Origin of the sequence: Halomonas sp. 25-S5 (genome assembly GCF_029889845.1) — a bacterium.
In the GTDB taxonomy this organism is placed as follows: domain Bacteria; phylum Pseudomonadota; class Gammaproteobacteria; order Pseudomonadales; family Halomonadaceae; genus Halomonas.
Genome location: NZ_JARANV010000033.1, coordinates 1 through 25,554 on the forward strand (window position 1 = coordinate 1; position 25,554 = coordinate 25,554).

Annotated in this window: 38 protein-coding genes; 4 read left to right on the forward strand and 34 right to left on the reverse strand. The window is 66.7% G+C overall.

The window, feature by feature from the left end:
* Nucleotides 1-61: 61 nt before the first annotated feature.
* From OP498_RS17025 to OP498_RS17120, 20 genes are all read right to left on the reverse strand, one after another.
* The gene (locus OP498_RS17025) at nt 62-1,420 is read right to left on the reverse strand and encodes a site-specific integrase (protein ID WP_280554521.1); all 1,359 of its coding nucleotides are present in this window, start codon (nt 1,418-1,420) and stop codon (nt 62-64) included.
* Nucleotides 1,421-1,896: 476 nt separating this feature from the next.
* The gene (locus OP498_RS17030; protein ID WP_280554522.1) at nt 1,897-2,772 is read right to left on the reverse strand and encodes a hypothetical protein; all 876 of its coding nucleotides are present in this window, start codon (nt 2,770-2,772) and stop codon (nt 1,897-1,899) included.
* Nucleotides 2,765-3,202: a hypothetical protein gene (locus tag OP498_RS17035; protein WP_280554523.1), complete on the reverse strand. Its 438-nt coding sequence runs from the start codon at nt 3,200-3,202 to the stop codon at nt 2,765-2,767. The genes OP498_RS17030 and OP498_RS17035 overlap by 8 nt, the downstream gene beginning before the upstream one ends.
* A 2-nt stretch (nt 3,203-3,204) precedes the next feature.
* Entirely contained in the window at nt 3,205-3,450 is a 246-nt protein-coding gene (locus OP498_RS17040) for a hypothetical protein (protein ID WP_280554525.1), read from the reverse strand.
* A complete protein-coding gene (locus OP498_RS17045) occupies nt 3,447-3,674 on the reverse strand; it encodes a hypothetical protein (protein WP_280554527.1) in 228 nt (75 codons plus the stop codon). The genes OP498_RS17040 and OP498_RS17045 overlap by 4 nt, the downstream gene beginning before the upstream one ends.
* Nucleotides 3,671-3,877 carry a hypothetical protein gene (locus OP498_RS17050; protein ID WP_280554529.1) on the reverse strand — a complete coding sequence of 69 codons (207 nt, stop codon included), beginning with the start codon at nt 3,875-3,877 and terminating at the stop codon, nt 3,671-3,673. Before OP498_RS17050 ends, OP498_RS17045 begins: the two co-directional genes overlap by 4 nt.
* A complete protein-coding gene (locus OP498_RS17055) occupies nt 3,870-4,127 on the reverse strand; it encodes a hypothetical protein (protein ID WP_280554531.1) in 258 nt (85 codons plus the stop codon). Before OP498_RS17055 ends, OP498_RS17050 begins: the two co-directional genes overlap by 8 nt.
* The gene (locus OP498_RS17060; RefSeq protein ID WP_280554532.1) at nt 4,127-4,297 is read right to left on the reverse strand and encodes a hypothetical protein; all 171 of its coding nucleotides are present in this window, start codon (nt 4,295-4,297) and stop codon (nt 4,127-4,129) included. The genes OP498_RS17055 and OP498_RS17060 overlap by 1 nt, the downstream gene beginning before the upstream one ends.
* Nucleotides 4,285-4,803 carry a hypothetical protein gene (locus OP498_RS17065; protein ID WP_280554535.1) on the reverse strand — a complete coding sequence of 173 codons (519 nt, stop codon included), beginning with the start codon at nt 4,801-4,803 and terminating at the stop codon, nt 4,285-4,287. The genes OP498_RS17060 and OP498_RS17065 overlap by 13 nt, the downstream gene beginning before the upstream one ends.
* Entirely contained in the window at nt 4,800-5,276 is a 477-nt protein-coding gene (locus tag OP498_RS17070; RefSeq protein WP_280554536.1) for a hypothetical protein, read from the reverse strand. Before OP498_RS17070 ends, OP498_RS17065 begins: the two co-directional genes overlap by 4 nt.
* A gap of 93 nt (nt 5,277-5,369) precedes the next feature.
* Complete coding sequence (locus tag OP498_RS17075; RefSeq protein WP_280554538.1) at nt 5,370-5,813, reverse strand: AlpA family phage regulatory protein; 444 nt, start codon at nt 5,811-5,813, stop codon at nt 5,370-5,372.
* Nucleotides 5,813-6,082 (reverse strand): hypothetical protein, encoded by a 270-nt coding sequence (locus OP498_RS17080; RefSeq protein ID WP_280554539.1) that lies wholly within the window; start codon nt 6,080-6,082, stop codon nt 5,813-5,815. The genes OP498_RS17075 and OP498_RS17080 overlap by 1 nt, the downstream gene beginning before the upstream one ends.
* Nucleotides 6,079-6,261: a hypothetical protein gene (locus tag OP498_RS17085; protein WP_280554541.1), complete on the reverse strand. Its 183-nt coding sequence runs from the start codon at nt 6,259-6,261 to the stop codon at nt 6,079-6,081. Before OP498_RS17085 ends, OP498_RS17080 begins: the two co-directional genes overlap by 4 nt.
* 71 nt (nt 6,262-6,332) lie before the next feature.
* Nucleotides 6,333-6,566 (reverse strand): hypothetical protein, encoded by a 234-nt coding sequence (locus tag OP498_RS17090; protein ID WP_280554543.1) that lies wholly within the window; start codon nt 6,564-6,566, stop codon nt 6,333-6,335.
* Nucleotides 6,567-6,676: 110 nt separating this feature from the next.
* Entirely contained in the window at nt 6,677-6,919 is a 243-nt protein-coding gene (locus OP498_RS17095; RefSeq protein ID WP_280554544.1) for a hypothetical protein, read from the reverse strand.
* 33 nt (nt 6,920-6,952) lie between these two features.
* Nucleotides 6,953-7,597 (reverse strand): ParA family protein, encoded by a 645-nt coding sequence (locus OP498_RS17100; RefSeq protein ID WP_280554546.1) that lies wholly within the window; start codon nt 7,595-7,597, stop codon nt 6,953-6,955.
* Between the two features lie 224 nt (nt 7,598-7,821).
* Nucleotides 7,822-8,091, reverse strand: a complete 270-nt coding sequence (locus OP498_RS17105; protein WP_280554547.1) for a BrnA antitoxin family protein — start codon at nt 8,089-8,091, stop codon at nt 7,822-7,824.
* The gene (locus OP498_RS17110; RefSeq protein ID WP_280554548.1) at nt 8,069-8,344 is read right to left on the reverse strand and encodes a BrnT family toxin; all 276 of its coding nucleotides are present in this window, start codon (nt 8,342-8,344) and stop codon (nt 8,069-8,071) included. Before OP498_RS17110 ends, OP498_RS17105 begins: the two co-directional genes overlap by 23 nt.
* A 46-nt stretch (nt 8,345-8,390) precedes the next feature.
* Complete coding sequence (gene mobV / locus OP498_RS17115; protein ID WP_280554550.1) at nt 8,391-9,791, reverse strand: MobV family relaxase; 1,401 nt, start codon at nt 9,789-9,791, stop codon at nt 8,391-8,393.
* A gap of 549 nt (nt 9,792-10,340) precedes the next feature.
* The gene (locus OP498_RS17120; protein WP_280554551.1) at nt 10,341-11,270 is read right to left on the reverse strand and encodes a replication initiation protein; all 930 of its coding nucleotides are present in this window, start codon (nt 11,268-11,270) and stop codon (nt 10,341-10,343) included.
* 1,692 nt (nt 11,271-12,962) lie between these two features.
* Between OP498_RS17120 and OP498_RS17125 the strand changes: the two genes are divergently transcribed.
* From OP498_RS17125 to OP498_RS17140, 4 genes are all read left to right on the forward strand, one after another.
* Nucleotides 12,963-13,904: an integrase domain-containing protein gene (locus OP498_RS17125; RefSeq protein ID WP_280554553.1), complete on the forward strand. Its 942-nt coding sequence runs from the start codon at nt 12,963-12,965 to the stop codon at nt 13,902-13,904.
* Nucleotides 13,901-14,176, forward strand: coding sequence for a hypothetical protein (locus OP498_RS17130; protein WP_280554554.1), 276 nt, complete (start codon nt 13,901-13,903; stop codon nt 14,174-14,176). Before OP498_RS17125 ends, OP498_RS17130 begins: the two co-directional genes overlap by 4 nt.
* Nucleotides 14,177-15,112: 936 nt before the next feature.
* Nucleotides 15,113-15,367, forward strand: coding sequence for a type II toxin-antitoxin system HicA family toxin (locus OP498_RS17135; RefSeq protein ID WP_280554555.1), 255 nt, complete (start codon nt 15,113-15,115; stop codon nt 15,365-15,367).
* Nucleotides 15,364-15,699, forward strand: coding sequence for a type II toxin-antitoxin system HicB family antitoxin (locus OP498_RS17140; protein WP_280554557.1), 336 nt, complete (start codon nt 15,364-15,366; stop codon nt 15,697-15,699). The genes OP498_RS17135 and OP498_RS17140 overlap by 4 nt, the downstream gene beginning before the upstream one ends.
* 198 nt (nt 15,700-15,897) lie before the next feature.
* Here OP498_RS17140 and OP498_RS17145 read toward each other — a convergent pair whose 3' ends face one another.
* The 14 genes from OP498_RS17145 to OP498_RS17210 all read right to left on the reverse strand — a co-directional run bounded on the left by OP498_RS17145 (nt 15,898) and on the right by OP498_RS17210 (nt 25,174).
* On the reverse strand, nt 15,898-16,107 hold the full coding sequence (locus OP498_RS17145) for a hypothetical protein (RefSeq protein ID WP_280554559.1): 210 nt from the start codon (nt 16,105-16,107) through the stop codon (nt 15,898-15,900).
* Nucleotides 16,100-16,930 carry a hypothetical protein gene (locus OP498_RS17150; RefSeq protein ID WP_280554561.1) on the reverse strand — a complete coding sequence of 277 codons (831 nt, stop codon included), beginning with the start codon at nt 16,928-16,930 and terminating at the stop codon, nt 16,100-16,102. Before OP498_RS17150 ends, OP498_RS17145 begins: the two co-directional genes overlap by 8 nt.
* 10 nt (nt 16,931-16,940) lie before the next feature.
* Nucleotides 16,941-17,738 (reverse strand): hypothetical protein, encoded by a 798-nt coding sequence (locus OP498_RS17155; RefSeq protein WP_280554562.1) that lies wholly within the window; start codon nt 17,736-17,738, stop codon nt 16,941-16,943.
* Nucleotide 17,739: 1 nt separating this feature from the next.
* Nucleotides 17,740-17,964 (reverse strand): hypothetical protein, encoded by a 225-nt coding sequence (locus OP498_RS17160; RefSeq protein WP_280554563.1) that lies wholly within the window; start codon nt 17,962-17,964, stop codon nt 17,740-17,742.
* A 40-nt stretch (nt 17,965-18,004) separates the two neighbouring features.
* Entirely contained in the window at nt 18,005-18,619 is a 615-nt protein-coding gene (locus OP498_RS17165; protein WP_280554564.1) for a hypothetical protein, read from the reverse strand.
* Complete coding sequence (locus OP498_RS17170) at nt 18,612-18,788, reverse strand: hypothetical protein (protein ID WP_280554565.1); 177 nt, start codon at nt 18,786-18,788, stop codon at nt 18,612-18,614. Before OP498_RS17170 ends, OP498_RS17165 begins: the two co-directional genes overlap by 8 nt.
* Complete coding sequence (locus tag OP498_RS17175; RefSeq protein ID WP_280554566.1) at nt 18,785-19,843, reverse strand: hypothetical protein; 1,059 nt, start codon at nt 19,841-19,843, stop codon at nt 18,785-18,787. Before OP498_RS17175 ends, OP498_RS17170 begins: the two co-directional genes overlap by 4 nt.
* Nucleotides 19,843-20,226: a hypothetical protein gene (locus OP498_RS17180; RefSeq protein WP_280554568.1), complete on the reverse strand. Its 384-nt coding sequence runs from the start codon at nt 20,224-20,226 to the stop codon at nt 19,843-19,845. Before OP498_RS17180 ends, OP498_RS17175 begins: the two co-directional genes overlap by 1 nt.
* The gene (locus tag OP498_RS17185; protein WP_280554569.1) at nt 20,216-20,551 is read right to left on the reverse strand and encodes a hypothetical protein; all 336 of its coding nucleotides are present in this window, start codon (nt 20,549-20,551) and stop codon (nt 20,216-20,218) included. The genes OP498_RS17180 and OP498_RS17185 overlap by 11 nt, the downstream gene beginning before the upstream one ends.
* A gap of 181 nt (nt 20,552-20,732) precedes the next feature.
* Nucleotides 20,733-21,377: a helix-turn-helix transcriptional regulator gene (locus tag OP498_RS17190; protein WP_280554570.1), complete on the reverse strand. Its 645-nt coding sequence runs from the start codon at nt 21,375-21,377 to the stop codon at nt 20,733-20,735.
* An 80-nt stretch (nt 21,378-21,457) separates the two neighbouring features.
* Entirely contained in the window at nt 21,458-21,877 is a 420-nt protein-coding gene (locus OP498_RS17195) for a hypothetical protein (RefSeq protein ID WP_280554571.1), read from the reverse strand.
* 279 nt (nt 21,878-22,156) lie between these two features.
* On the reverse strand, nt 22,157-24,325 hold the full coding sequence (locus tag OP498_RS17200; RefSeq protein ID WP_280554572.1) for an AAA family ATPase: 2,169 nt from the start codon (nt 24,323-24,325) through the stop codon (nt 22,157-22,159).
* Nucleotides 24,326-24,516: 191 nt separating this feature from the next.
* Nucleotides 24,517-24,891 (reverse strand): hypothetical protein, encoded by a 375-nt coding sequence (locus tag OP498_RS17205; protein ID WP_280554573.1) that lies wholly within the window; start codon nt 24,889-24,891, stop codon nt 24,517-24,519.
* A 10-nt stretch (nt 24,892-24,901) separates the two neighbouring features.
* Complete coding sequence (locus OP498_RS17210) at nt 24,902-25,174, reverse strand: helix-turn-helix domain-containing protein (protein WP_280554574.1); 273 nt, start codon at nt 25,172-25,174, stop codon at nt 24,902-24,904.
* Between the last annotated feature and the right edge of the window lie 380 nt (nt 25,175-25,554).

Genomic DNA, 25,554 nt, shown 5'->3' on the forward strand with positions numbered 1-25,554 from the left:
TGCGCGCACAAGAAAGCCGGCGCGCGGCCGGCTCTCGATGTTGCGTTGATACTGGCGGGAGTCAGGCGGTCGCGCTCTCAGTCGTGTCGCGACGGAACGGCACCACGGCGGCGCCGGGGTCGTTGGCCACGTGGTCGCGCACCAGGGCGCCCCATCGCTTGACCAGGGCGCGCTGCTCATCTCGATACGTTTGCCGCTGGTAGACGGCCTCCAGGGCATTGGCCGGGGCGTGACCCAGCAGACGCTCGATGACATGGGGCAGCGCGGCCAGGTGCTCCCCCCACAGCGTGGCGCAGGTGCGGCGCAGGTCATGGACCCGGAACGGCTTGGCCTGGCCCAGGGCGGCCAGCGCGCCCCCGCCTCTGCCCTGCCGGTCTGGCTGCCGCTGGAGGCGCTGAACGGCGCGGCTCAGGCTCGCCGGCGTCAGCCCCTTGTCGCCGGCCCCGGCACGGAATACCGGCCCTGAGGCGGCGCCGATGGCGGCCAGGCGGGCACGCAGCAGCTCCACCGCCTCCGCACACAGGTAGACCGTGCGCCCCTCCTTCGTCTTGGTGCGCTCCGCCGGCAGGTGCCACTCTCCCGTGTCGAGATCCAACTCCTCGATGGCCATGCCGGCCACCTCGGCACGCCGGGCGCCGGTCAGGATCAGCAGCCGGAGGGCGTCGACGGTGGCCGTGGCCAGGCGCCCCACGTCCAGGGCGGCCCACACCACGCGCAGCTCCTCCAGAGTCAACGCCACGTCGCGCGCCTTCCCGGCCTTGCCGCCATAGGTGGCCGGCTTCATGCCGCTGGCCGGGTTCTCCTCGAGCCAGCCCTGGCCGTGCGCCCACTCCAGGGCGCTGCGCAGCGTCGACAGCGTGGCGCGGGCTTGTACCGGCGAGCGTTCGGCGGCGCGGGTCAGCTCCGGGGCGATGTGCTGTCGCGTCAGCTGGTCGACCGGCACCCCGTCGAGACGCGACAGATAGGCCTGCCAGCGCTGGCGATGGGCGGCCAGGGTCGACGGGGCCAGCTCCCCCATGCGCTCCAGGTGAGCCAGCCAGCGGCGCATCATGTCGCCGAATAGCGGGACCACCTCACTGGCGGCCACCAGGTGGCGGGGATCGTGGCCACGCGCGGCCGCGGCGACGTTCTCGCGATGACGCTCGCGGGCGGCGTCGATGCTCCACGCCGGCCAGGGCCCTATCTGGACGTCGACCCGGCGACCAGGGCGGCGGCGCAGTGGCTCGCCGGTTGCGGTCGGGGGCAGGTGGCCGGTGGCGATCGTCAGCCGTGACAGCCAGGCGCGGCGGCCGGAGGGGTAGACCACCAGCAGCAGACCAGGGGCCGGCGCCCCGGTATCGGGCACGCGGTAGGGGCGGTCCTTGGCGGGCAGGGTCTCGACGCGACGCGGGGTGAGGCGTGGGGCTTGGCTCGTGCGCATGGGTGGGCCCTCGTTCTTGTCGTGGCTCTTGGGTGGTCGATAGTGGCCATGGGGGGAGGTGGTGAAACCCAGCGTTCACGCTCTTGGCAGAAGTGTGAACACATGGCGGAATCACCCTTGATTGATGGCCATATCAACCATTCACTTGACCACATTACCACTTCCACCACCCCGGCAGCGTGAAATTTCGGGCGCACAGGCGGAAAAGTCGCCCTCGGCTGAGGTGGAGGGGCGCTACTCTGGAAGCGTCCGCTCGGGAGGCCTCTCCTTCCTCGCAGTTCGCCGGGCGGGCGGCTTCATCATGGGAAGCAAAGAGGGCAGGCGTTTCGGCGCCTGCCCTCTCTTCGTTCATGGCGGGAAAACGCGCCCAGGGCTTGGCCGGGCGCGGGGTATCGTGACGGGGCTCCTTTGCAGACGGGAGCACCTTGATGGGACAGGGGGAGCCGCTTCGGTGGCTCCCCCTTCTCATGTCTGGGCTATTCGCCAGACAAACGCCGATGGGCGGCCTCCTCCAGGAGGTGCTCCTGGCGAAGCTCCTCCGCCCTGTCCAGCACCTCGATGGGCTCGCGCATCTCGCGGCAACCACGCTGGAGCATGTCGTCCTGCCCCGGGCACTGGAACCACAGCCACTCCTCGTCAAACTGGTACCGGCCCCGGTAGCCGTCGGCGCTCTCGAAGTGAACCGCCGCGGCCTCCAGGTCGTAGCGATACTCCCAGTCCCCCAAGCGCTGGTTGCGCCAGTCGGACTGTCGGGCCTCGATCGCGCCCAGCAGCCGGCCCACCGCCTGGCGAGCGCGCACGGTGTCGCCCTCGCGCAGCATGTCGCGAATGGCCTCGAGGTCGGTATGGGCATCCTTCAGAAGGTCCCGGTCCAGCTGCGGGCTGGTCTTCATCGTCGGCATGGCAGGCTCCTTTGCCAGGCTGTCGGCAAGGGCGGCCACGCCGTCAGGCCACCCCTGTAACCCGTACTCCTCATCGATCCACGCCAGACGCTCGTCGCCCGGCGCGAAGGTGGTGGCGATGGCCTCGCCTTCCTGAAGCTGGTCGATCGCCGGCACGAAGTCGTCAGGCTCCAGATACTCCACCTCGGGCGTCAGGCGGGTCAGCTCGCAGACCGTGAAGCCGTTCACGGTGTCGGCCACGACGGTGACGCCCTCGCTGTCCCGGGCGAACCCGGCCGCCACGGCCAACCAGGGCGCGTCTCTGGCCATCTCCGGCGCCTCGCTCTCGATGATCTCCCGCACCGCCTCGGCGACGTTGGCCAGCGGCTCCTCGTCGGCCAGCTCTTCGAGGGCTGTCAGGTAGCCGTGTTCGATCAGCCAGGCGTTGATCGTGGCGCGTTGGTCAGCCATGGCCCAAGGCCTCCTCCAGGGCATCGCGCAAGGCCGCGGCCGCGAACGGGTAGCCCCCGGCCTCGCGCAGCGTCTCGCCCTCCTCGTCCGCGATCTCCCAGGCATAGACCCCCAGCTCCGGCTCGGTGACCAGCACATGACCACCCTGAGGCAGAGGCAGCTCGTGGAGCACCCCGGGAGCCTTCACGATGCGCGCCTGAACGGCGGTGGCGTGACCCGACGCCCATCCACTCTGCCAGGCATCGCGCTCGGCGGTGCCGCTCTCATAGGGGCAGGCCGTCTCCCGGTTGCGCTCCGGCGTCGCCTTGGGCTTGCCGGCCAGGCACCAGGCCAGGGCATAGCGCTGGCCCTCGTGGAATGCCTCGCTGTGCTGGGCGAAGCCCCCGGACAGGATGCGCTCGGCTTCGTCGAAGTGGCGTTGCTCGATCATGGTCACCCCTCCAGCTTAGGCAGGCGCGGCCAGGCGCTGCCGGTGGTCAGGATGCGCTCGACGCTGGCCTCGGGCGCCTCGTGGCTGTACCGGCCCCAGTAGGGCGCGGGGTGACGCTGCTGGCCGTCGTGGCCCGTGTCGATCGCCACCACGAAGGCGAACAGCTCGCCCTGTGTCGTGGCCAGGGCCAGGGAGCACCCCGGGTCGCTCTCGTCGTACACCAGGCCGGTGCGGGTCTCGATCTTCATCGGGCGTTGCCCTCCTTGTTCAATGCCTCGGCGCAGTCCATGACGTCGCCAGCCAGGAATAGCATGTTGCCCCGGTGCTCGCCGGCACGGACCAGCGGCCGGGGCGGGGTCACCCCGCGCAAGGGCTCCCCGCGGTGAATGGCGTCCTTCAGCTCTGTGACTGGCACACCCAGCAGGCGTGCCGCGTTGGTCAGGCCGATACGCTCGGCGCGGAAGTCGCTCACTGGATGCCCTCCACGTCATTGCCGATGCGGCCCTGCGCCAGGTGGAGCTCTCGATGGATGCGTACCCAGAACAGATAGGCATCCCCACCACCATCGGCCAGCGCCCTGTCTCTGTGCCGCTCGGCAGCGTCGCGCTGCTTGCGGACCTCCTCCAGGATCTTCCGGGCTTCGGCCCTCACCTCATCGCTGACGCCTTCAAACATCACCCACCTCCTGCGTCAGGCCGCTGGCGGCCTCGAGAATCTTGAACAGCATCTCCCGGGCGAAGTCTTGGCCGTACTCGGGGTGCTCGGGGTCATCGGTCCCGAACAGCAGCTCGGAGAATGCCTCTTCCAGGTCCTCGGCTATTTTGGGGTGCTCCAACGCCAGTCGCAGCGCGGTGCAGATGTCGCCCTGCGTGTATCGGAAGGCAACGTTCACCTCTTGCCCCCTCAGGTTGATGACATCGCCCATCAGGCGCCCTCCCCTGCCTGGCGGAACCCGACGGCCCTGAGCCGGTCGGCAGCTCGCAGCATATCCCGCAGCGCCCGCTTGGAGCGCAGCGGATGGGCTTCCGCCCTTTGGCGGTAGGCCTCCAGGGGCGCGACGGACGGCGCGTAGGAAGAGCGATTCAGCGTCTCCATGAGGACACCTCCAGGGTATGGCGGCTCTTGATCTTGGGCTCCCAGCAAATAACTTCCTGCTCGCCTCTATCCAGCTTCAGAACGCAGTCATGCTTGTTGGCGGTCGCTTCCACCAATAAGGCTTCGCTGTCCGGGTGGTGATAGCGGTTCAAAAAAGGGAACTTCGCTGCGATATCCCTCGCCAGGCTCCAAGAGAGGCCTTCCACATTCCATTGATAGCAGCCGCGGTAGATCGTTATTACATCAGGCAGCGCAGCCAGGGCAGCACGCTCTTCCTGCGTCATCATTAGCTCGACGTACTCGGGCTCTGCGCTTGCGCAGCCGAGGATCTCCTGTAATGCGTACTTGAACTCCCCCGTGTTGTCACAGCACGACCATTCCTCGCCCAGCGCGCGAAACCAGGCAGACAAGTCCGGCTCAAACGGATCAAACAGGTTCAGCAAGGCCGGCATCCGGCTGTATGAGTCGCAGAACCGAATGGCGCTCTCAATCTCGGCAGCGGTCATGGACCCACCCCCTCGGCATCGCTCGCCTTCGGCGTCGGGCTCAGGGCCATGCGCTCGACCAGGGGCAGCACGCTGGGCGCCAGTTCCATGGGGGGACAGTCATACGGCAGCATGTCGTCATCGCCCGGGCGACGGAAGAGGATGGTGTTGGTGCCCAGCACGTAGTTGGCCTCATAGGCGGGCCAGTCGCCGGCCCGGGCCTTGCTGGATGCCTTCACCACGCCGGCATGCTCCTCCAGGTCCCAGCGGGACGCCAGCTCGTCGTCCCACGACTCCTGACGCTCCTCGAGGCGCTCCACCAGGTCGGACAGGATCCCGTAGGCCGCCTCGATCGCAGCCCGGTCGTGAGCGTGGAGCCGGTCCACCCCGTCACGCGTGATGACAGACTCCAGCAGCAGGGACGCGCGCTCAACGCTCCCGCTGGATTGGCAGATGATCAGCTGGTCATCGTTGCCCAGTTGCTCAAGACGCATGTCGGCGCTCCATGACTCGTTTATCGAACTCCACCAGCCCCGGCGTCACCAGGGCCAGCACGGTAACCACGCTCAGCAGCTCAATCAGGGTGCTCATGCCTCGATCTCCTCCGCCACTTCCAGGCGGCACAGCGCCTGTTGCCGCATCCAGGCCTCGACCTCGGACTTGATCCAGCGGATCGTGCGCGCCCGGCCGGAAACCCGGCTCAGCACCACCGGCTTGGGGAAGGTCAGGTCGCTCTCTCGCCGGCGCTGAACCGTGGTGCTGGACAGCCCCGTCTTGGCGATCACGTCCTGAGTGGTCAGGAATACCAGCTCGTCCTTATCGCCCCACGCCTGCTCGGTGGCCACCTCGCCGACGATGGGGCCGCTGTCGAGCCGCAACGCCCGGGACATGGGCAGGTCCGCCTTGCGGTCGCATTCGTCGGCCAGTCCGCGAAGCAGGTAGGCCAGCTCGAACCCCGGCGCCTCCTCCAGGCGCTCGCGCTGCTCAGGATCCGCAACCAGGCTCGTGTCGAAGGTAATGGTGGTCTTCATCAGGCGGACTCCTCTGTGAGGGTGGCAGCGACTGGCGTGGCTTGCGACAGCGCCTGCTCGGCATGGAGACCGGCCTCATATGCCTCGGACATTCCGTCGCTGGCGACCTCCTTGCCCAGCTGAGCGAGTTTCAACACGGTCATGTGGTCAGCGGGGCGGTGGGTGTCGAGAAGCGAGGCGATGGCCTCGAACAGCGCTTCGGTGTGCTCCAGGCGAGTCGACGCGGCCTCGAACCCGAAAACGATGGCGTTAGCTTCCTGGCGGTTCATTGGGCGGCCTCCATGCTGGGGTGGGCGGTTTCGATGCGGGCCAGCCGGGCGGCCAGCTCCATGACAGGGGCGGTGACAGGCTCGGCGCGGTACGGGCTCAGCACCTCGACCAGGGCGGCCAGCTGTCGGCGGGTCAGGGTTCCCACCCGCACACGGCGGGGCGTATCATTTACGTACATTGCGTTTGCTCCCAAGGTTGACGCGATGTCATGGCTCCGGACGGCTCCACCCGTCGCGGGGCCTCTTTCATTCAGCCCTCCAGGGCTTCGAACGGCTTTAAGACTCCTTCCTCTCTTGCAAACTCCTCCAGGCTCTCAATGCCGTGGGCGGCGATCGTGCCTTGCTCCAGGTTGACGACGTGCCAGGTACCAAGCTCTTGCTGAGCACTGGGCGGCGTCTTGTGGATCTTCCTTCCGTCCTTCTTCAGCCGGCGATTCAACCTGGCCGTCAGGGCGCGCTCGGTAACCGGCTTCTTCGGTGTCATGGGGTGAGTGTCTCGCCGTGCTGTTGTCATGGCTTCACCTTAGCGTGATTTTGTGAAAGTGTCAAAACGTGATTTCGTGATTTTTGCCATGATGAACGAAGCGGCACACTTCAGGCGCCGCCCTTGCGCTCCATGTACTCGTTCACTGCCGTCTCGAACACCTCGACCATGCTCATGTCGTGCGCCACGGCGAAGGCCTTCAGGCGGCGTCGAAACTCCGGGCTCACCCGGAAGTTACAGGGCACCGTAGAGCCTGCCTCGGGCTTGCTGGTGTGGTTGCCCACCACGTGGGCGGTCTGCGTCGGCTGCGGGGGAAGCCCCTTGCTGCCTGGCTTCTTGCTGGGTGCGGCCATGTCGTCGACTCCTTGCGTTAAAGCGTTATTGCGTTAATTCGTTACGGATTCCAGGCGGTCGATGATGGCCTGAATCAGCCGGTCCGCCTGCTCACGCGGCCCCTTGTAGGGGGTCTCCACCACGGACAGGCCGCCATCCTGTGCGCGGCGTAACGCGGTCTTCTCCGGTACCTGCGAGTCGAGCACGTGGTAGGGGGTCGCCTCCAGGTAGGCGCGGGCCTCCTCGAGCTCACGGGGACTGTCGCCGACGCGGCTCAGCGCAATGGCGATGCGCTCCATCGGGACGCCATGCTCGCTGACCAGGGTGTTGGCCAGGATCACGGTGGGCTCCAGGTCGTCCAGGGACAGCCCGGTAGGCAGTACCACCAGGTGCGACTTCTGGCCAATCTCGGCGGTTGCCCGGGTCGCATGTGGGGCACCGTCCAACACCATGAGATCGTAGGCGTCGGCGATCCTCAGGGCCTGGCCCACGGTACCGAACGTCTCGACGGCCACCACGGGCTCGATGCCGCGGCTCAGCCGGCGCTGAAGCCAGGTGAAGCTGGTGGACTGGTTGATATCGAGGTCGCCTATCTTCACGTTCCAGTCGGCGGCGGCGTAGGTCGTGGCGATGGCCCGGGCCACGGTGGACTTGCCCACCCCACCCTTCTGGCTCACCACACCGATGATGTAGCCCATGGCGTCCGTCCCTCCTTGCGTTATTGCGTCAATTCGTTAAAGCGTCACGGCGAAAAGCCGACCCCGTGGGGCTGCTCTCACCCGATAGGTTGCCCTTGGCAGTATAACGCAATGACGAAATAACGCTTTAACGCAAAAAAGAAAGCCGCCTCGATGGGCGGCTGGTCGCGGTGGCACTGGTGGTTTCCAACCAGCTGGGAGGGGGTCAACTCCGACTTGCCCCCTCAGCTGTGGCCATGCTCGCGAATGTACTGCTTCAGGGCTTGGTCGATGCGGCGCTGCCAGCCTTCGCCCTCGGCCTTGAAGTGCTCGACCACCTCCTGAGAGAGGCGAATCGAGGTCTTCACCTTGGTGGGCGCGTGCTGCTTCCCGCGCTGGCCGATGGTGCGCTGGAGGTTGACGGGCAGGACCTCCGACATGGGGCGCATGCGCTTCACGTCGGCATCGGTCAGCTCGCGCACCTCGCCGTCTTTATCCGTGAGTCGCGTTTTCATAGCGGCGTACCTCCCGTGGGTTGGCCTTCCTCAGGCTGATGACTCGGATCCCGTCCTCAATCGGCGTGAAGCACACCACGTGGACGCGCTGGCCGATCTTCCCCAGGCCGATGAAGCGACGCTCCGGGTACTCGAACCGGTTGTCTTCCGAGAACACCGCGCCTTCCCAGTCGAAGCGCTCGACCGCCGTGAAGGGAAGGCCGCGCTCTCGCTCGTTCCGGTCGCTCTTGTTGGGATCGAAGTCGATGATCATGGATTTAATTGTATGGACAAAAAGAGGAGAAAGGAAGTTCCTTCGCTCAGCGCTCGAACGGCGAGCGTGACGGCATGCCCGGCCAGGGCTTCGCCGGGCTCACCTCGCGGGCAGGGCTGCCCTCCGGCGCCTTGGGGACTTCCCCTTCGACCAGGGCGCGCCCCTTCGGCGTCAGGGTGCCATCCACCTCGAACAGGCCGCTCTCAGCCCAGGCGTCCAGCGTCGCCTCCAGGTCATCGCGCTTCACTGCCAGGCGCCACGCACGCACGCGCTCGCCGCTCTCCAGCCGGGCCAGGGCCTCCGGGGTCAGGCGGCGCAGCCGGGCGGCCCGTTCGTCCTCGAGGCGCTGACGTTCCTTGCGCTCCGCTTCCTGCCGCTGGACCTCCTCCCGCTTGCGCGCCTCTTCGGCTTCACGACGCTCCCGCAGACGGTCGCGGGAAACCTCCTTGATGCCCTCCACCTCCTCAGGCGTCAGGCCGGCCACCAGCTCCTCCAGACGCTCCCGGGTCTGCTGGTGGGCCTGGCGCTCCTCGTCCAGGGCGACCTCCGTGCGCCGGGCGGTCTCTGCCATCTCGTCCGCGCGGCGACGATCGAGGTCCGCCGTCGCCGCCCTGGCCACCGTGGGCGCGTAGTGCTCGACCACGAAGGCGCTCACCCTGGCGGCGTGCTCCTCGGGGCTCTCCTTGCCCCACAGCAGCCCCTGCCGGGCCAGGTCGTCGGGCGACAGGTTCAGGTTCTCGGCCAGGCCACGGGCCAACGCTTGGTGATACGCCTTGGTGGTGACGTGGGTCGCCGCGGAGTGGCGCAGCCCCCGGCGCAAGCCATGCGGGATGGCCACCTCCTCGGCGAACGTCGTCTGGAGCTCGCGCAGCTGGTCACGGCGGCCCATGAAGTGCGTCGCGCTCAGCGCCGTGCGGGCCGGCACATCGAAGGACTTCGGACCCCGGATCCACTCGCCGTCACGCTTCCCCAGGATGACGTTGCGCGTCCGCGTGGTCGCCGGGTAGTTCACCAGGGGCACGGCGTAGACCACCAGGTGAGGCGTGAGCTCATCGAGCTGGACGTTCACCCCAACGATGTTCTCGGCACCGTGGCGAGCTTCCAGGAAGGCCAGCGCATCGCGGAAGTACGGGCGCCACTCCACGGGACCGCCTTGCTCGGCGAAGACCTCATGGGGACCAGACACCACGTACTCGATGACCAGCACCGAATCGGCGGCCACGTTATCGGCCAGCTCCAGGCGCTCGCGGATCGCGGCGCGCAGTGCCTTGGGGCTCGACACCGGCCGCCAATCCTCGTTGAGGGGCGTCCGAGACTTGTCGGCATGCGGTACCGGCATCGTGCGCCAGGTGTGGGCCGCGCTGGCCCCCAGCTTGTGGCTGTTGAGCTTCGTCGCGCGGATGACGGCGTTGTTGCGGATGGTGGTGGTCTTCGTGCGAGCTGCCATAGCTGGCCCCTCCGTATCGCGTGGTTGAGATCCACGGGGACGGCGTATCCATTGCCCCGTGTCTCTATACAGGGGTCCAACACGGGGTTTTTGCGGTGAGGAGGGCGAAATTGGTGGTTTCCAACCAGTGACCAGGGGGCACAGTTAATGTGCCCCCCTACGGATGGTCAACACGACAGGAGGCTGGCACTACGGCGGTTCAGCACCAGGAAGGAATGGCTCTACGGCCTGTCAGGCAGGGGAAGGACACCACTACGGGCGGCCTCTCGTCAGCTGGAGGGCCCTACGGTCGATCAGCGGGCCAGGCTGAAGCCCCGTAACTCACTCTTGGCGTTGTGCCGGCCGGGCAGGGAGGTCCCGTCTCAGGACACCCTCGGAAATATTTCCGACACCCAAGCGGTTGCCCTATCTGACATTAGGTATTTCCCCACCCAAGTCAGCAGCAGGCGGGGCGCGTTTGGTGTGGTCGCCCTCTGGAACAGGTGGTTCTATTCGGCTAACCCCCACCCCAAGGGGTGCCCTATCTGATATTAGGTATTGGGACACGGGTTAGGCATAGGCCTTCACCCAACGACTCAGCGTCTGTTTCGGGATGCTGAGCGTTGTGGCTATCTCGGCTTGTGACTTGCCCTCGCCAATGAGCTCGAGCACACGCGGCATCAGCTCGTCACGACGTGCCTTGCCTTTCCGCGCGCCACGCTTAGCTTGGATCTCGGGCGTGTGCGTGCGCTCCACGAAGCCCCGCCAGACCTCCGGGCTGAACCGCTTCCACGTCCACTTGGCCACGCTCTTGGCGATGCCCTCGACCTCCTTGACCGGCAGCGGCGTCGTGAATGCGCTCTGCATATCGCCAGCCACCTCGACCAGGTGCGCCCGGAAGCGGGCCTCACCGCCCGGCCCCCAGAAGTCACGCACCGCCCGGTAGGCGTGATGCCGCAAGCGCTCGAAGGTCTCGCAGTTGCGCCCCAGGCCGGCGATGTCTTCATTCGCGGCCTTCTCGAAGGGGATCAGCGTCAGCTCGTCGGCCAGGTCGCCCAGGGCGTAGGCATCGGCCCACTGGTGGACGCGCCAATGCGCGTGAAGCGGATTCTTGACCAGGGTGCGGGCATAGCCCCTGTCGGCCTGTAACGCGGCTCTCAGGCTACGCTCGACGGTCTCGGCATAGCGCAGCGGTCCCAGCCGGGCGGCATTGGTGCGCGCCACGGGGACGGTCAGGGCGTACAGCAGGTGGGCGTGGCCGTTCTCGGGGTTCTGGCAGGTCAGGGTGGGCGCCGGCACGCGACGCTCTTCCCAGTCCAGCACGGCCTCGGGGCGATCGATGTCGAACATCAGCCACCGGACCATGCCGGCAGTGTTGGGCTCGATCAGCCGATAGCCGACGGCGCGGCTCTTGATGCGAATGCGGTTGTCGACGGCCGGATCGTTGGCGCAGCGGGGCCGCGCGGGCAGCGTATCGGCGAAGTAATTGACGGCCTCCATAGCCGGTCAGCTCCAAATCATTTGAGCCGCCCGGTTGCCGCCGCTATCATGCACAAAGCGGCGGTCGCCAAGCGACCACGTGACTGAGCCACCGCCTCAAAGCGGTGGGTTGGTAGCCGACGCGGCGAGTGCCTTCCCCAAGGGTGGCCGCGCGGCACAGAACTACAGGCTTCTCAGCCCCGCTCCAGACCCTCGGTGTTACCAGCACCGGGGGTCTTTCGCTTTCGGGCCCCGGCGTGCCAGCGCCAAGAACCCGATTCGGATCAGTCTACTACCGCTCTCGCTAAATTCGGAACCGCTGTCGGCGGCTGGGTGCTCGTGGGTCGCCATGGGTAGCCAACTCGCCAGCAGTTCGCCAGGGCGCCGAGAATGGCCCTGTGAGCGCCGACAGGTCGAACCCGCCCCCTTGCCCACCTTCGGCACCTTTCGCCCCGCGCGCGCCCACAGCAGCGGCAGGCGGGCATGATCGACGCCGTGTGTCTGTACTTGCTGCCCCTTCAGTCCTTGCTGGTCTCTCAATCCTTGCTTGTGTCGGATTCGCCGGATACGGGAGAGCCGTGCCCGGTCCCGCCGTATACGGCCAACCCGGATGCGGTGGGCTTCACACCCTCAACCAATCGGGGTAATCTGACCCGGTTACTGTCGCGCTGCGACCGGGGATGCCGGCCTCGTTACCAATTCGGTCCTTGAAGTCCTGCCCACGGGCAGCGGGGTAGCGCTGGCCTCGAAACCCAGATCAGCATTCGAACCGCCCTCAACGGGCCTACCAGCCTCCGGGCTGAGTGATATCGGGCTTCGCGCCCTATCTCCGTCTCGTCCTGCTCCAGGGCAGCGGATGACTCCAAACCGCCTTCGCTCGCGTCTGCCTGCGTCGGCACTATGCCCAAGGTGCGCCCTCTCGACGGCACCCTGTCGCATCTGAACCCGGCCTCGAGCCTCCCCACCGCCACTCCCCAAGGCGGATGATCCCCTGCGGTCCTGCCGCACGCTTCGCCCTGCCAGGCGAATACTGAACTTCGGCCCGCTGCGGTCGATGGCTTAGGAGCGGGAATCACCGCTTCTAACTCAACCTCCCCCGGCCCATCGTGGCCGTGATCCAAGACGGCACGCTCCGCCGCTGGCGTGGTGTGCGCGTTCGCTGGAGTGCTTCCGGGCGCGTCACAGGCAATTCACCGCCGACGCCCGGGCGCTCTTCGCGACCCGCACGCCGCCCAGCCAAGGGCGCCGCCGTCCTGCCCATGCGTCTCTGTCGCGTCAGCACAGAGACGCATGGGGCTACCACCCCGGGAGCCCGCCATTCACGGGCCTCTCGGCTTCACCTCGCCGGACGAAAACCGGCGAAATGACCTCCCCATGAATGCCAGCGGCGCAACGCCGCATGACCTGAAGCGCCGTCCCTGTGCCAGCAGGACACGGCGACGTGACGACGATCCCGGGCGGTCCCTCGCAAGGACCGGGGCCCTGGCCCTACGCCGGAGCTGGCAGCGCCTGACGCTGCCGGCGTGCGCATCCCCGCGCCATAGCACCCGATGGGATCCCGTCACTACCCAACGCGATACCAGTCCGCTGACTTGCCGCCAGCGTGAAACAAGCGGCTACCCCAAGGCTTGCGCGTGCCTAAACGCAGCGAATCACTTACCGCCAACGGCGGGGGATGGGGTCGACCAGAAGCACCAAGAACAGGAGGAGGGCATGGCCAGAGCCAACAACTACGGCCTGAAGACGCGGGATCTCGCCAAGGCGGGCGCGTTCGCGGCCAGCCGCGCGGCCCGGGAGGGCGCCACGTCGTATGCGTCTGCGGCGGCGCTGGGCGACCGCTGGCAGGCGTTCGCCGCCTATGCCAAGGGTGAGGGCATCCGGCGCATGGAACACGTCACAGCGCAGCACGTGGCCACCTACGGCCAGGGCATCGCCGCCCGGGTCGAGGCCGGCGAGCTGTCTGCCAGCTACGGGCAGAATCTCGTGTCGGCGGTGAACAGCGTCATGCGGCTGGCCAGCCAGGGGCGGTGGCAGAGCGTCAGCCCTACCAAGGATTGCGGCGTCGAGAAGCGCTCGAACGTGCGTCAGGAAGCGCCCCAGGGCATCGAGCGGGGCACCGTGGCCATCGTCGCCGACACCCTGCGCAGCAGCGGACAGGAACGCGGCGCGGCGGTGGTGGAGCTGGCCCGGGAGTTCGGCCTGCGCAGCAAGGAGGCCTCGCTGATCGACGCCCGGGCAGCACTGAGGCAGGCCCAGCAGGAAGGCAGGGTGGCGATCACCAGCGGCACCAAGGGCGGCCGGGCGCGCACGGTCCCTGTCACGACGCAACGCCAGGTCGAGGTCCTGACCAGGGCCGCCGATGCCCAGGGCGGCGCCCGGAGCCTTGTCCCATCGGAACAGAGTTGGCGGGAGTGGCGAGAAGGCGGTCTACGCGATGCCCGGGAGTCGCTCCAAGCCGCGGGCATCGGGCGCCTTCACGAGCTGCGGGCCGCCTACGCTGCCGAGCGCTACCAGCAGCTCACCGGCCACCAACCGCCGATGCTGGGCGGCCAGGCCAGCCGGGAGGATGACCGGGCGGCACGCCTGACGATCGCCAAGGAGCTGGGTCACAGCCGCGTGGCGATCATGACGGCCTACATCGGGCGGGCGGCATGAGACTCCCGGCAGAGGTCCGGCACCGGCTCAACCTCCACGCTCGCAGGGGGAGCAAGGCGGCGCGCAAGAGGCAGGTGAAGCGCGCGGAGGCCTTCGCGACGTGGTGCGGCTGCGACCCCCGCCAGATCGGCAAGGCCCACGTGTACCGCTACTTCAGGGCCCATGACCTGGCACCCACCACGGCCCGCGACCACTGGTATGCGGTGCGACTGCTGTGGCAGGCGACGGGCAGGCCTGGCGATCCGCCCAAGCCGCCGGAGGTGCCGAGATAGGCGGAATTCCGCCTATCGGCCAATTCCCCAGATTCGGGGTATTACTCCAGGTAACCTCCTCGCCGGCAGGGGTCTGGACGGAACAGGCCCCCCGCTACCGCGTGGGCGGGCGGGGTCGATTCCCTCCGATTGGAGGTATTTAGGTGGCGCGCCCCGCATCCGCGTGGACGGGAACAGCCGAAATGAGCCGACTCGGCCCAAGATGAGCCGACTCAGTCGCCGCCCCGTGCGCGCGGGGATGCCTCGACTTTGAAAACTGCGATGATGCTCGCACTTTCCCCCACACCCGGGCGCGCGGGGATGCCAGCCGCTTGATCTCCGATTTCGGAGGTCAAGTCCTCGCACCCGGGCGCGCGGGGATGCCTCGTCGATACAGGAATCTGGGTATCGGTCGAAAGCCCCGCGCCCGCGGGGATTCGGCTAACCGGAGATTCCCGGTTTGCCCCGCGCCCGCCTGAGTCAGGCCAAATTGACCTGACTGAGATAGGCCAATTTGACCTGACTGAGGGCATCTTGCCCTGACTCGGGTGGCCATCGGTCTACTTCCTTAAATAGGTATTTAAGAAAGTAGAGCCGGCCACACGGCGAGTTATCCCAACTTGGGGTGACTCAGATACCCCAAGTTGGGATAACTGACCCCATCTTGGGGACGTTTTTCGTCCCCATCTTGGGGACTCTGACCCCAATCTGGCGCGAGTGAGAGCGCCTTGCTCTCACTGAGACCATTTTGGTAAGAGTCGGACCCTTTTGGGCACTCTCAGGCAGTCGGCCAGGGTGATAATCACGCCTCACGTAAGCCATTGATTTTATTGGCGCCGAAAAATCAAGATAAGAAGAATAATCTTGACTTTGACGCATCGCACAAAAGCGGCCCTCCACGGCGCATCCGGCTGGCGTGTTCTGGCCTGTGATACTAAAATGTAGTACCATTGAGACATGAAACGAAAACACGCCAAGACGCTGGCCGCCATCTTCAGCCGGCCCACGCCGGGATCGATCCCATGGAGCGACATCGAATCGCTGCTCAGGGCGCTGGGGGCTGAAATCCGGGAACGGGAAGGCTCGCGTATCGCCGTCGCGCTGTTTGGCGAGGTGCGCGTGTTCCACCGGCCCCACCCTTCCCCCGATACCGACAAGGGTGCGGTGGCCAGCATCCGCAAGTGGTTGGAAGAGAACGGAGAGACCCCGTGAACAACATCATGATCATCGACGGCTATCGCGCCGTCATCCAGTACGACCCGGATATCGAGATGTTCCGCGGCGAGTTCACCGGCCTGAACGGCGGCGCCGACTTCTACGCCGACAGCGTGGCCAAGCTGCGTGAGGAGGGGCAGGTGTCGCTGCGCGTCTTCCTCGAGGAGTGCCGGGAGCGTGGCATCGAGCCTACCAAGTCCTACTCCGGTAAGTTCCAGGTGCGCCTGCCTGAGGATCTGCACAAAAACGCCGTCGATGCCGCCACGGCCAAGGGTCAAAGCCTCAATCAGTTCGTGGCCACCGCCATCGAGCACGAGCTGTCGGCCTAACACAAGCACGACGGCCACCATTCGGCCACGCGCTGGGCGATATCCAGCGCCATGGTCAGCAGCTCCAGGAAGAGACGGGCAAGCTCAAGGCGGTCGCGCATGGGGTGGCCTCACGGTCGTTGATGGGCCTCCCATGGTGATGTTACGACGCAGCAGCGGCGACAAGGGCGCGTTGTACCAGCCCTCTGGTACAACGGTTCACCGCGCCGCCACTTCCAGCACGTCGACGTTCCGACGCTCGATCGAGAGGCGACGCAACTGCCGGTCCAGGTTGGTCAGGGCAGGCATGTCACCACGCAGCAGCGCCCACTGCCGGCGCCGCATCAGCCGGTCGTACTCCCCGGCCAGGCGCTCTCGGCGGTATTCGTGGCCGGGGCGGACGTCGAAGCCAGGGGCAAAGTCACTCATCGCCGGCGCCCTCCCTGAACTCACCCTCGTAGGTGCTGCCGGGATAGGTTCCGTCATCGTGCACAAGGCCAAGACGCTCGGCGCGCCCCCTCATCTCGCGCTCGACCTGTGCGGCCTTCTCCAGCGCGGCCTCGATACGCCCTCTCATGGCCTCCTTGTCTACCAGGGCAATGGTCGGCTCCTCCTCGAGCTCCACCTTGTCCTTCCAGAACTCCGGCTGCCGATTTTTCAGCCACAGCCGGGCGGCGGCGGTCTCGGGCGGGTAGTGGCGCTCCAGGTCTGTCAGGATCACCTGGCCTTGGTGCTGGGCCACGTGCGTCTCCGGCACCACGGCCCCGGTGGCACGATGGAACAGCGCATGAGCCACTTCGGCATCGGCCAGGGCGCCGCCGCGCCATATGGCATGGCGAAAGTCCTCGTGCTGCTGCTGCCAGCGGTAGATGGTGCGCTCGTCCACCTCGAAGAAGGCGGCCAGCTTCTCCCGCGTGAAGCCCAGCAGGCACAAGCGTTCGGCTTGCTCGGCATACTCGGGCCGGTATTCGCTGGGCCGGCCGCGCCCTTTGGTTACGGGCGTAACCTCCTGCGTAACTTCGGGCGTAACCGTAACCTCTGGCGTAACTTCGGGCTCGACACTGGGCGGCGCGGGCTCCTCCTCGACGGTGCGTTTCTCCCAGCCATCGGCCTTGGCACGCCGACTGACGGCCACACGGGATACCGGAAGGTCCAGCTCGCGTTGGAGCCAGGCGTAACCCGGACGCGCGTCCGCCTCCCACAGCTTGCGGGCCTTCTCCCATTGCTTTGCGGTCATCTTCTTCGCAGCCATGGGGCTCTCCTCACCGCGTGGGGGCCTTGGCGTCGTACCAGTCCGCCCCATCCCAGGCGGTGAGCGTCGCGAACGTGATGGGGATCTGGATCTGGACGAAGCGACCGAACTTGTCGGAGGGGGAGTTGAGGGGCAGGCCGATGGACTCGATCACCATCGGGGCATAGGTGCGCCCCTTGTAGCGAATGGCCAGCAGGGAAGGCGCCGCCGACGGCATGGCGGCCTCCACCAGGCTGTTCACGTCCTTGTCATCGTTCTCTCGCCACCACTCCAACGCCGCGGTCAATAGCGTGCCCTCAGGGGCCAGGTACTTCGGAAGCGCCCAGTCCATGAGCATGTCCATCGGGTCTTCCACCTCGGTCTGGGGATCGCGCCAGGCACGCAGCATGATCGTGGCCTGAAGGCGGATAGGCGGCATGCCGCTGAACACTTGCGTACTGTTGAGCTTGGTGATGCCCGTGCGCCCGCGCGCGGTCTCGCTGACCTCTTTGACGGCCTCTCCGACTGGCTCGCCGATAGCCTCGGCCAGCGGCTGGATAGCACCGCTCTGGAGCATGGCGGCCAGGGACGGCGCCCGGGCCTCTGGGCCAGTCCCATCAAACGGCGACTGCCAGTTGAATTGCGCTTCCAGGTTGGCGTCGTCGACGAACAGGCAATGAACCACGGGGCCATTCTCCAGGCGCTCCCGTTTGTGGTTCACCTCGTAGATGGCGGCCACCAGGTTCGGGTTAATCCCATCCCACAGCGGCCCCATGTTGTTGTGGAGCCGCGCAGCGGAGACGGTCATGGTCTCCAGTTCCTGAGTCATATCAGCTCGCCTCCTCGCTCAGGTTCCGGGCCTTTTCGGTCAGCAGAATGGCGTCACGGGCTCGCACGGTCGCGGCCCGCATGGCGCCCTCCTCACTGCCATACGTCGCCACGTCGGCGCGGTAGCGGGCTTCCATGGTCAGGGTGGCGAGCTCTTTCTGCTGCTCATCGGACTGCCGGACAATCTCGGCCCAGGCATCGAAGGGGGTCGGCTTGGCGTTGCTCATGACAGGCTCCATCGTCAGCTGAAGGGGGTAACGGGGCCGCTTATGCGGCCTCCTCCTCGTGGGTGGTCTCGGCCAGGTACAGCTCCACCCGGCCCGCGTAGCTGGTCAGCAAGGCATCGTTGCGCTCGATCTCGCCCGGAAGTTCAGCCAGCTCGCGCCCCAGGGCCTCGATGTCGGCCAGGGTGGGCTTGGCCTGGCGGTCCGCCATGCGGCGCGGAAGTCCGGCCTCCACCAGGTCGCCGATGGCCCTCTCGCGGGAGGTGCGGGCGCGCTCGATATGGCCTCGACCCCCCTCCAGGGCGGCCTTGCGCTCACGCAGCGCGCGGGCCTTGGTGATCAGGCCGCTGGTCACGGGGTTCAGAAGTGCGTCGAGCTCGCGGCGGTCCTCCTCGGCATCTGAGCCGGCTACGGTGGCCTCGTGGAGGCGCTCGGTCAGTGCCTCGACCTCGTACTGAACGGCGCGCAGGGCCTCGGCGGGGCTGCCGTGCTGGGCGACAGCGGCGGTGAACCGCCCCTGAGCGCGGACGTTGCTCAGGTCACGACGCAGGCGGTCGGCCTGGCGAGTCAGCCCAAGCCACTCGCGGAAATCGGCGGAGTTGAGGTCGTCCAGGCAACGGGCCTTGCCCATCAGGGCGTCACGGTTGATGTCAGTCATGGGTCTCTCCTTGGTTGCGGGTCTTGCTCTTGCGGTTGGCGTCTCGGGTGCGCCACAGGCGGCGAAGGCCGCGCAGGCGCAGGAAGGCGGTGCGGTCGCCGGCCAGGGCGCGGCGGTGAAGCCGCTCCTCGAGGCGGTCGCGTTGTAGCGGGTCGCGGGGCGTCGTCATGACTTGTCCTTGGCGGCCGCTTGGAAGATGGCGGCGGCCTGTTCTGGTGAGATCCCGAACTCCCGGGCGGCGGCCATCAGCTTGTCGCGGGCGCTGCCATTGCCCTGTGCCGCCTGATTCGCCAACGCTTGCATGCGCTTTCCGCCGTTGGCGACCTTCTTGGGCTTGGCAGTGGTGGTGGCTCGGCTCTGCCGGCGCAGGGCGCGTCGCGAACGATCGAAGTCACGGTCGCCGGTGTCCTGTGCGTTCGCCGCCATGGGCCGGCTGTCCTGCTTCTTGGCCTGACGGTCGGCGGCCTTCTGCGACGTGCGCTGAATCGCCGTGCCGCCGTCGCGGGCCTTGTCGATGGCCCTGGCCAGGAACATCTGGACGGCGTTGCCACCCTCGACCTCAGCCATGACACGCAGGACGTGCTTACAGGCGACGCCGCTCAAGTCCGGGTTGGTGATCTTGGGGTAGCCGGTCTCAGGTCGGCCGGCGTTGTAGCGGCCGATGGTGGCGATGTAGCGACGGCGGTACCGGTGGTGCTCACAGCTACAATCGAAGCGGATGCGGCCCCTGGCCAGCTCCCGCGCGGCCTTGCGGGGGCTGAACGCGCCGTTGGCCACCAGCCCCTCGAACTCGACGAACTCCACGAGCACGTGATGCCGGGCTCGCTTGCTCTGCGGGCTCGAACTGGTGATGAAGCGCGCCTCCAGAGCCCCGCCCTTCACCTGGCGGGAGGCAGCCGGTACCGCGCTCGGGATCTCCGTGCGCGCCCTGTGCCTATCTTTGCGGAGGCTGAGGTCGATCACCTGGCGGGGCGTGATGCCACCCTTGAAGCGGTTGCCCAGCATCTTGGCGTTGCGACGGAACGCCGCCAGGTCCTCGTCGGTGATGGGCCGCTGCTCGCCATTGAGCGTGGTTTCCATCAGCCGGCCGGCGTCGTAGTCGCCCTGAACCTCGCGGGGGTCCAGGATGTTCGTCGCCGCGCGGCGCTGCCGGGCGTCATCGCCGAACCGGTCACGCAGCTCCCGGGAGGAGCCCTTGACGGAGCCGATGGAGGTGCTGGCCATCAGTCGAACAGCCCTTCCAGGATGTCCTCCAGGTTGTCGCCGGCACTCTCCAGGGCGACCACCAGCAGGAACGCGCGCTCAGGGGTCAGGGCGTCGCCCATGGCCACCTGGCGCAGCTCCTCGAGGACGGAATCGACGCAGTGATGGGCGCGGCTCACCGCTTGGTCGCGCTCTTCACGTGAGAATGCCGCTACGGACGCCTCCATGGCCTCGTGCTGGGTCATCGGGGCCGGCTCGCGCACGGTGCTGATAGCGAACTCGAACGCCGCATGAGCGCGGCGAATCGCGTCCTCGGTCAGCTGGCCGCCGTCCATCGCCGCGGCGAGCTCGTCTCTGGTGAGCTCCATGGCCTCGCGGATTTCATGGTCGTGGTTAGTAGGCATGGGCTTGGGCTCCTTGGGTCGTGCGGCGACGGGTGGTCTTCGAAGGCGCTGGGCGCGTGGCTTCCTCCAGCACGGTCTCCAGCCACGTGGTGAGATCGCTCAGGCGATAGCGGACGACGTTCGTCGAGATCTCAATATGCGGCGGCGCGGGACGCCCCAAGAGCATCCCGGTACGCCTGGCACTCCTCATCAGGCCATCCGAGACGCTCAGCACATCGCCGGCCTCGACGCTGGTGAGGAGGACCAGGGAGGGGTCGAGGTCATATGCCGCTGCCAGAATCTGGCGGCACCTCTCAGTCCTCGCGTTGTTCTTCAGTTGACGCATGTCGGTAACGACTCCTATGCAGCCTTTCGCGGGCTTTGCCTGCCCTTGGTGGAGTCATGATGCAACGGGCCTGGGAGGGGAATTCGGGCAGTTTTCCGGGTTTGGTCAGCAGACAGGCAGATACACGAAGCCCCGCACGGAGGCGGGGCTGGAAGGGAGGGTGAGCGCTGTTGGCAACGGGTCAGGCGGCGGCAATCTCCAGGTCGAGAAGGATCTCCGGTGCCTCGGCGATCATCTCGCGCTCGACGTAGAAGCGGGACCGTCTCGCCAGTCCGTTGGCGGACTCCTCCAGCGCTTCGATGGCATCGGCAAGGCGAACACCACCCCGCACGTTCTCCCAGCGCCGGGGGTTGAGCTCGATGACGCGCTCCATCGCCGCTTGCGCACCCTGAATGCCGTCCAGCACCTCGGCGGCCAGGGCGTAGAACTCGGCAAGGTGCGCATCGCGGACGGCCAGGTCCGCCACATAGCGCGCACGATCCCGGGCAGCACTGCCATTGCTGATGTAGGCAAGCTCTCGCCAGGTGGGCCCCGGCTCGTCAGGTTCACTCTCCTCCGTCAGACCCAGCAGGAAGTCGACTTTGACGCAGCAGACGACAGCGATGCGGTGAAGCATCCAAGGGGCCACACCGCCCTCGATATCGATGCCGGTCTCGGCTCGCCCCATGAAGTCACTGCGCACGCCTACTGCTCTGGCCAGCGCCGATTGGCTCAGACCAGCCAGGGTGCGGGCTTCCTTGATTCGCGCACCAATGGCGCGGTTGTAGGCGGTGATGTCTGCGCGGGTATGCAGTCGAGACTCCGTAGCAGCGGCAACCTGGGTCAACGTCATGTCTCCGTGGCTGGGGGTGGCTTCGCCATGGTACGGCGACCAGGGCGCGCCAAGCGCTCGGGTTGTCTCGCCGGCTAGACCAGCACGTTGTCGATATCCGGGCCTACGGCAGCCTCCTCGGGGTGTGCCAGCTCGAACAGCGACCAGAGCCGGGAGTCCAGCGCCTCGAAGGCCTCGGCGACAATCGGATCGCCACCCTCCTCCAGCAGCTCGCTCGCCAGCAGGCCGGCACGATTCGTCGCGTTGCCCGCCGCCTGCCAGGTCTCCACGCCATAGGCCTGTGCCGCCCCTCCAGCCTCCGCCTGGCTTTGCAGCATGGCGACCAGGGCCAGGGTCTGGTTCACCGCCTCGGGAAGCTCAGACGCCAGCTTGGCGGTTGTCTCGCCATCGCCAGGCTGAAGCGACTTCGCCTCGTCGCTGGCCCACGCCACCAAGTCGTGAAGATCGTCCGCCATGCGCCGGAGGTGTTCCGGTACCAAGGTCGGGTTGCTCATCGGTCTCTCCATCGTCGTCGACTGCTACGCGCACCGCCTTGGCGGCGCGCGCCTTCGGGCGCCTCCCCAAGGGGTGGGGTGCTTTCACACCCTCTCCCCGTAGGGGAGTGACCACCCCACCCCACCTCAAAGCCCCGTGTCATGCGGGTTTCAGCTGGGGTGGCACATTTTCACCCCACCCCACCCCCTCGATCCTCTGAAACCCCCGCATCATGCGGCCTAAGACGGGGTGGGGTGGTTCGGGTGGGGTGGTTCACCCCACCACCCCACCCCACAAAATCACCCCACCTCTGGAGGCTCTTTGAGGATCTTCAGGGCATGGTCATCACCTACTGCCAGATACCCCTCCTCAATGGCGCGGCTCACCACCCCGCGCAGGTTCTGGTCACCCATCCTGAAGATGCCGGACGTGCCCGCATACTGGCGGATGCTGCGCCTTGTCAGCGGTTGTTCGGTATCGGCGTGGTTCTTCACCAGGCTGGCTAGAGTGGGCAGCGCGTCGAGATAGCGCGCCTCGGCTTTGTCGTCCGACGCGGAGCTCTCTGCCCGGGGTGCCCGGGGTGGGGTGGTTGGCTTGAGCACCCCACCCACCCCACGGCGCATCCAGTGCTCGGAGAGGTCCGTGCGGTAGTTGGACTTCACCACGTTGAAGCGGACCAGCTTGTCCGCCTCATCTCGCGGCAAACCCTTGCCGGGCTTGGGTTTGGACAGGGTGCCTGCGAAGCGCAGGGCGTCCACGAAGGCGCTCGCACCACGGATGTCATCTGCACCATCGCCGGTGCTGCCCTTGCGGCTGTGGTGGGCGCACAGGACGGTGACGCCGGTTTCCTGGCGAATCTGCTCGAGGACCTCGACGAAGCGGGTGGCGGCCTCGTTGTCATTCTCGTCGCCGGAGCGAAAGCGCGACACGGGGTCGATGATGATCAAGCGCAGGTTCGGGATGGAGTTCGCCGTGGCGATCACCTCATTGACGCGACGGGCGTCGCGCACGATGTCGCGGCCATCGTGGTAGGTCAGGCGGTTGTCCTGGCCCAACACCGATATGGGGTAGAAGTTCTCCCCCAAGGCCTCGGGATCGAGGCGACAGCCGTCCCACTCGTACTCCTTCACGATGCTTTGAAGCCGGCGAGCCATCTCGTCACGGTCATCCTCGGCGCCCAGCATCAGCACGCCACCAGGGCGCGGTACCGACTGCCCCATGAAGGGCGTACCCGAGGCCACGCAGGCGGCCAACTGCATCAGCCAGAAGCTCTTGCCGGTCGAGCCCGGCGCCACGATCGCGGCGGCAACCGGCTCGGGTATCAAGCCGTCGATCACGTATTGCTGAGGCGGTGGCTCCGTGGCCAGCAGATGCTTGGCCTTGAAGCTGTTGACCATTCTCAGCGTGGCCAGGCGCTTGAGCTCCGCCTTCACGTCCAGGGCTTCACACAGGGCCCAGATGCCGCGGTTGGCGTGGTAGTCGTTCCAGTCGCTGCCCGGCTCTTCGTCGTCGAACGGGGGCAGCATCAGCAGAGCGCCGGTGTCCCTGGCGACGGCATCGGCGGCATCCCGGCCGGGGTTGGTGCCGTCTTCCTTGCGGTCGTTGTCGCCGGCAATCACCAGCTGCTGATCCGGGTAGCGCGTCGCCATGAAGTCGGCGACCAGCCTCAGGTTGCCGCTGTCGAACGCCACCGCGACGGCCGCATTGGTGGCCATGCGGATGCTGGCCCCGGTGGCCCACCCTTCCACGATGTACAGGGCGGGGCACTCCCCCACCAGGTCCAATCCGGGCATGACCGAGAAGCCGCCGGCCTTCTTCGCGCCGGCCAGGAAGTATTTCTCTCCCTTCGGGGTGATGGCCTCCAGTGACTGGATATCTCCGTGCTCATTGAGAACGGGGATCAGCAGGCAGTCACGCAGGGCGCCGACACGCGATGGATCGTCGAACCACTCGCTGAGGCTGACCGTGCTCTGACGAACGCCGTCGCATGGCTTGAGGCTTTTGCGCAGCAGGTACGGATGGTTTTCGTCGGCGGGCTCGGCTTCGCTCCACAGCACTCTGGCCAGCTCTGCGCGCTCGACATAGCGGGCTTCGCGCCTGGCTTCGCGAACGGCACGCGCCTCCTCCATGGCGGCACGCAGCCGGTCCAGCTCCTCGCGGTCCAGCTGGCCACCGTTGCGGGCGCTCCAGTTCTGGCTGAAGCCGGTTCGCCAGCAACCAAAGTGCCCGGCCGGGATCCCGTCCAGGTGGAGCACGTAGTAGCCCGCCGAGTCGCCGTTGCGCCCGTTGGTGGAGAAGCGGTGAAGTTGGCCGTCGGCCTCGATGTGAGCGGGCACCGGGAGGCCGGCAGCCGCGATCGCATCCTTGAAGGCCCCTATAGGGTCGTGGTGCTCCGTGGAAGCGGGGTTCCGTTCATCCACGGGCTTACGATTGATGCGCTCGGCATCATTTGGTGGTACTCTGTCCATAGCAGTTCTCTCTAGACCCCGGTTTCCTCTTCGCCTGCCACAGCTTCCGAGGATTCCGGGGTTTCGTTTGTTTAGGGTCACGAGACGCGGTGACCCGGACCAATCCCATTGTGACACATTCCGGCATCAAGATTGGGCTGCCCGGGCAAGCCCAGCGAAAAAATCGCCGGCAGGCAGCCACTTCCCCTGATTCAGGCACACGCCTTCTCGACGTCTGCCCGACTGATCCCGCGGCGTCCCGCCCGGTAGATCGCCAGCATGCTCTCGGCTTTCTCGATACTCCCTTCCGCCAGGCGATAGTCCTGATACAGCGCCTTGCCGCCGTGGCGGTGCATATGGGGGTGGTCTCGCTGGATGAACTCCAAGCCCTTCTCCCTGAGATCCGCGATAGAGCTGTGAAAGCAGGTATCGCCGTGGTCATTCAGCGCGTCCAGGGCGCACACATAGCGGTGCTCGTGATAGGCCTCGACCAGCAGGGCCAGGGTGAGCTCGATCTTCATCGGCGGGCGCACGTGGGCGCCGTCCTGGCCGGCAGCGGACAGGACTCGATCCATTGATACGGTCATGACGCACCCCCTAGCCCTGAGCGGCGCGGCACTCGACCGCGACCCGCTCTGCCCATTCCAGGATGTCGCGGCGGCGATAGCGCACGCTCCTGCCGAGCTTCACCCACTGCGGCGCTTCTTCGGATAGGAGGCGGCCTGTTGTGCGGGACTGGCGGAGCGATGACTCCGACACGTCCAGCAGTCGAGCCCCCTCTCGGGTCGACAGGTACTCAGGCAGCACGGGCTGGTACTCGCCGCTGTTGGGCGGGCACTCAGGGGCTGCGTGTGACATGGCGTTCTGCATGTTCCGTCTCCGGCTGTGCCGGCGAGGAAGGGGCTGGTATCCTGTTGCGGCTGGGCTCATTGCCTGGCCCGGGATAGCCCGCTATCTCGCCGACGCTTCGTTGGTGACACGCCTGGCATGGCGTGCCGGCTCTTATCGAGAAGCATCCAGGCCGGGCGTGTGGCGCACCCCCGGCCTTTCTTTTGCTCCATGCCTACATGCGCTTCGTCATGTAGTGACAAGGACAGTACAACGACGCATATCAGCCGATTTCTTCAGTTTTCCGGGTTTGCGCGCACAAGAAAGCCGGCGCGCGGCCGGCTCTCGATGTTGCGTTGATACTGGCGGGAGTCAGGCGGTCGCGCTCTCAGTCGTGTCGCGACGGAACGGCACCACGGCGG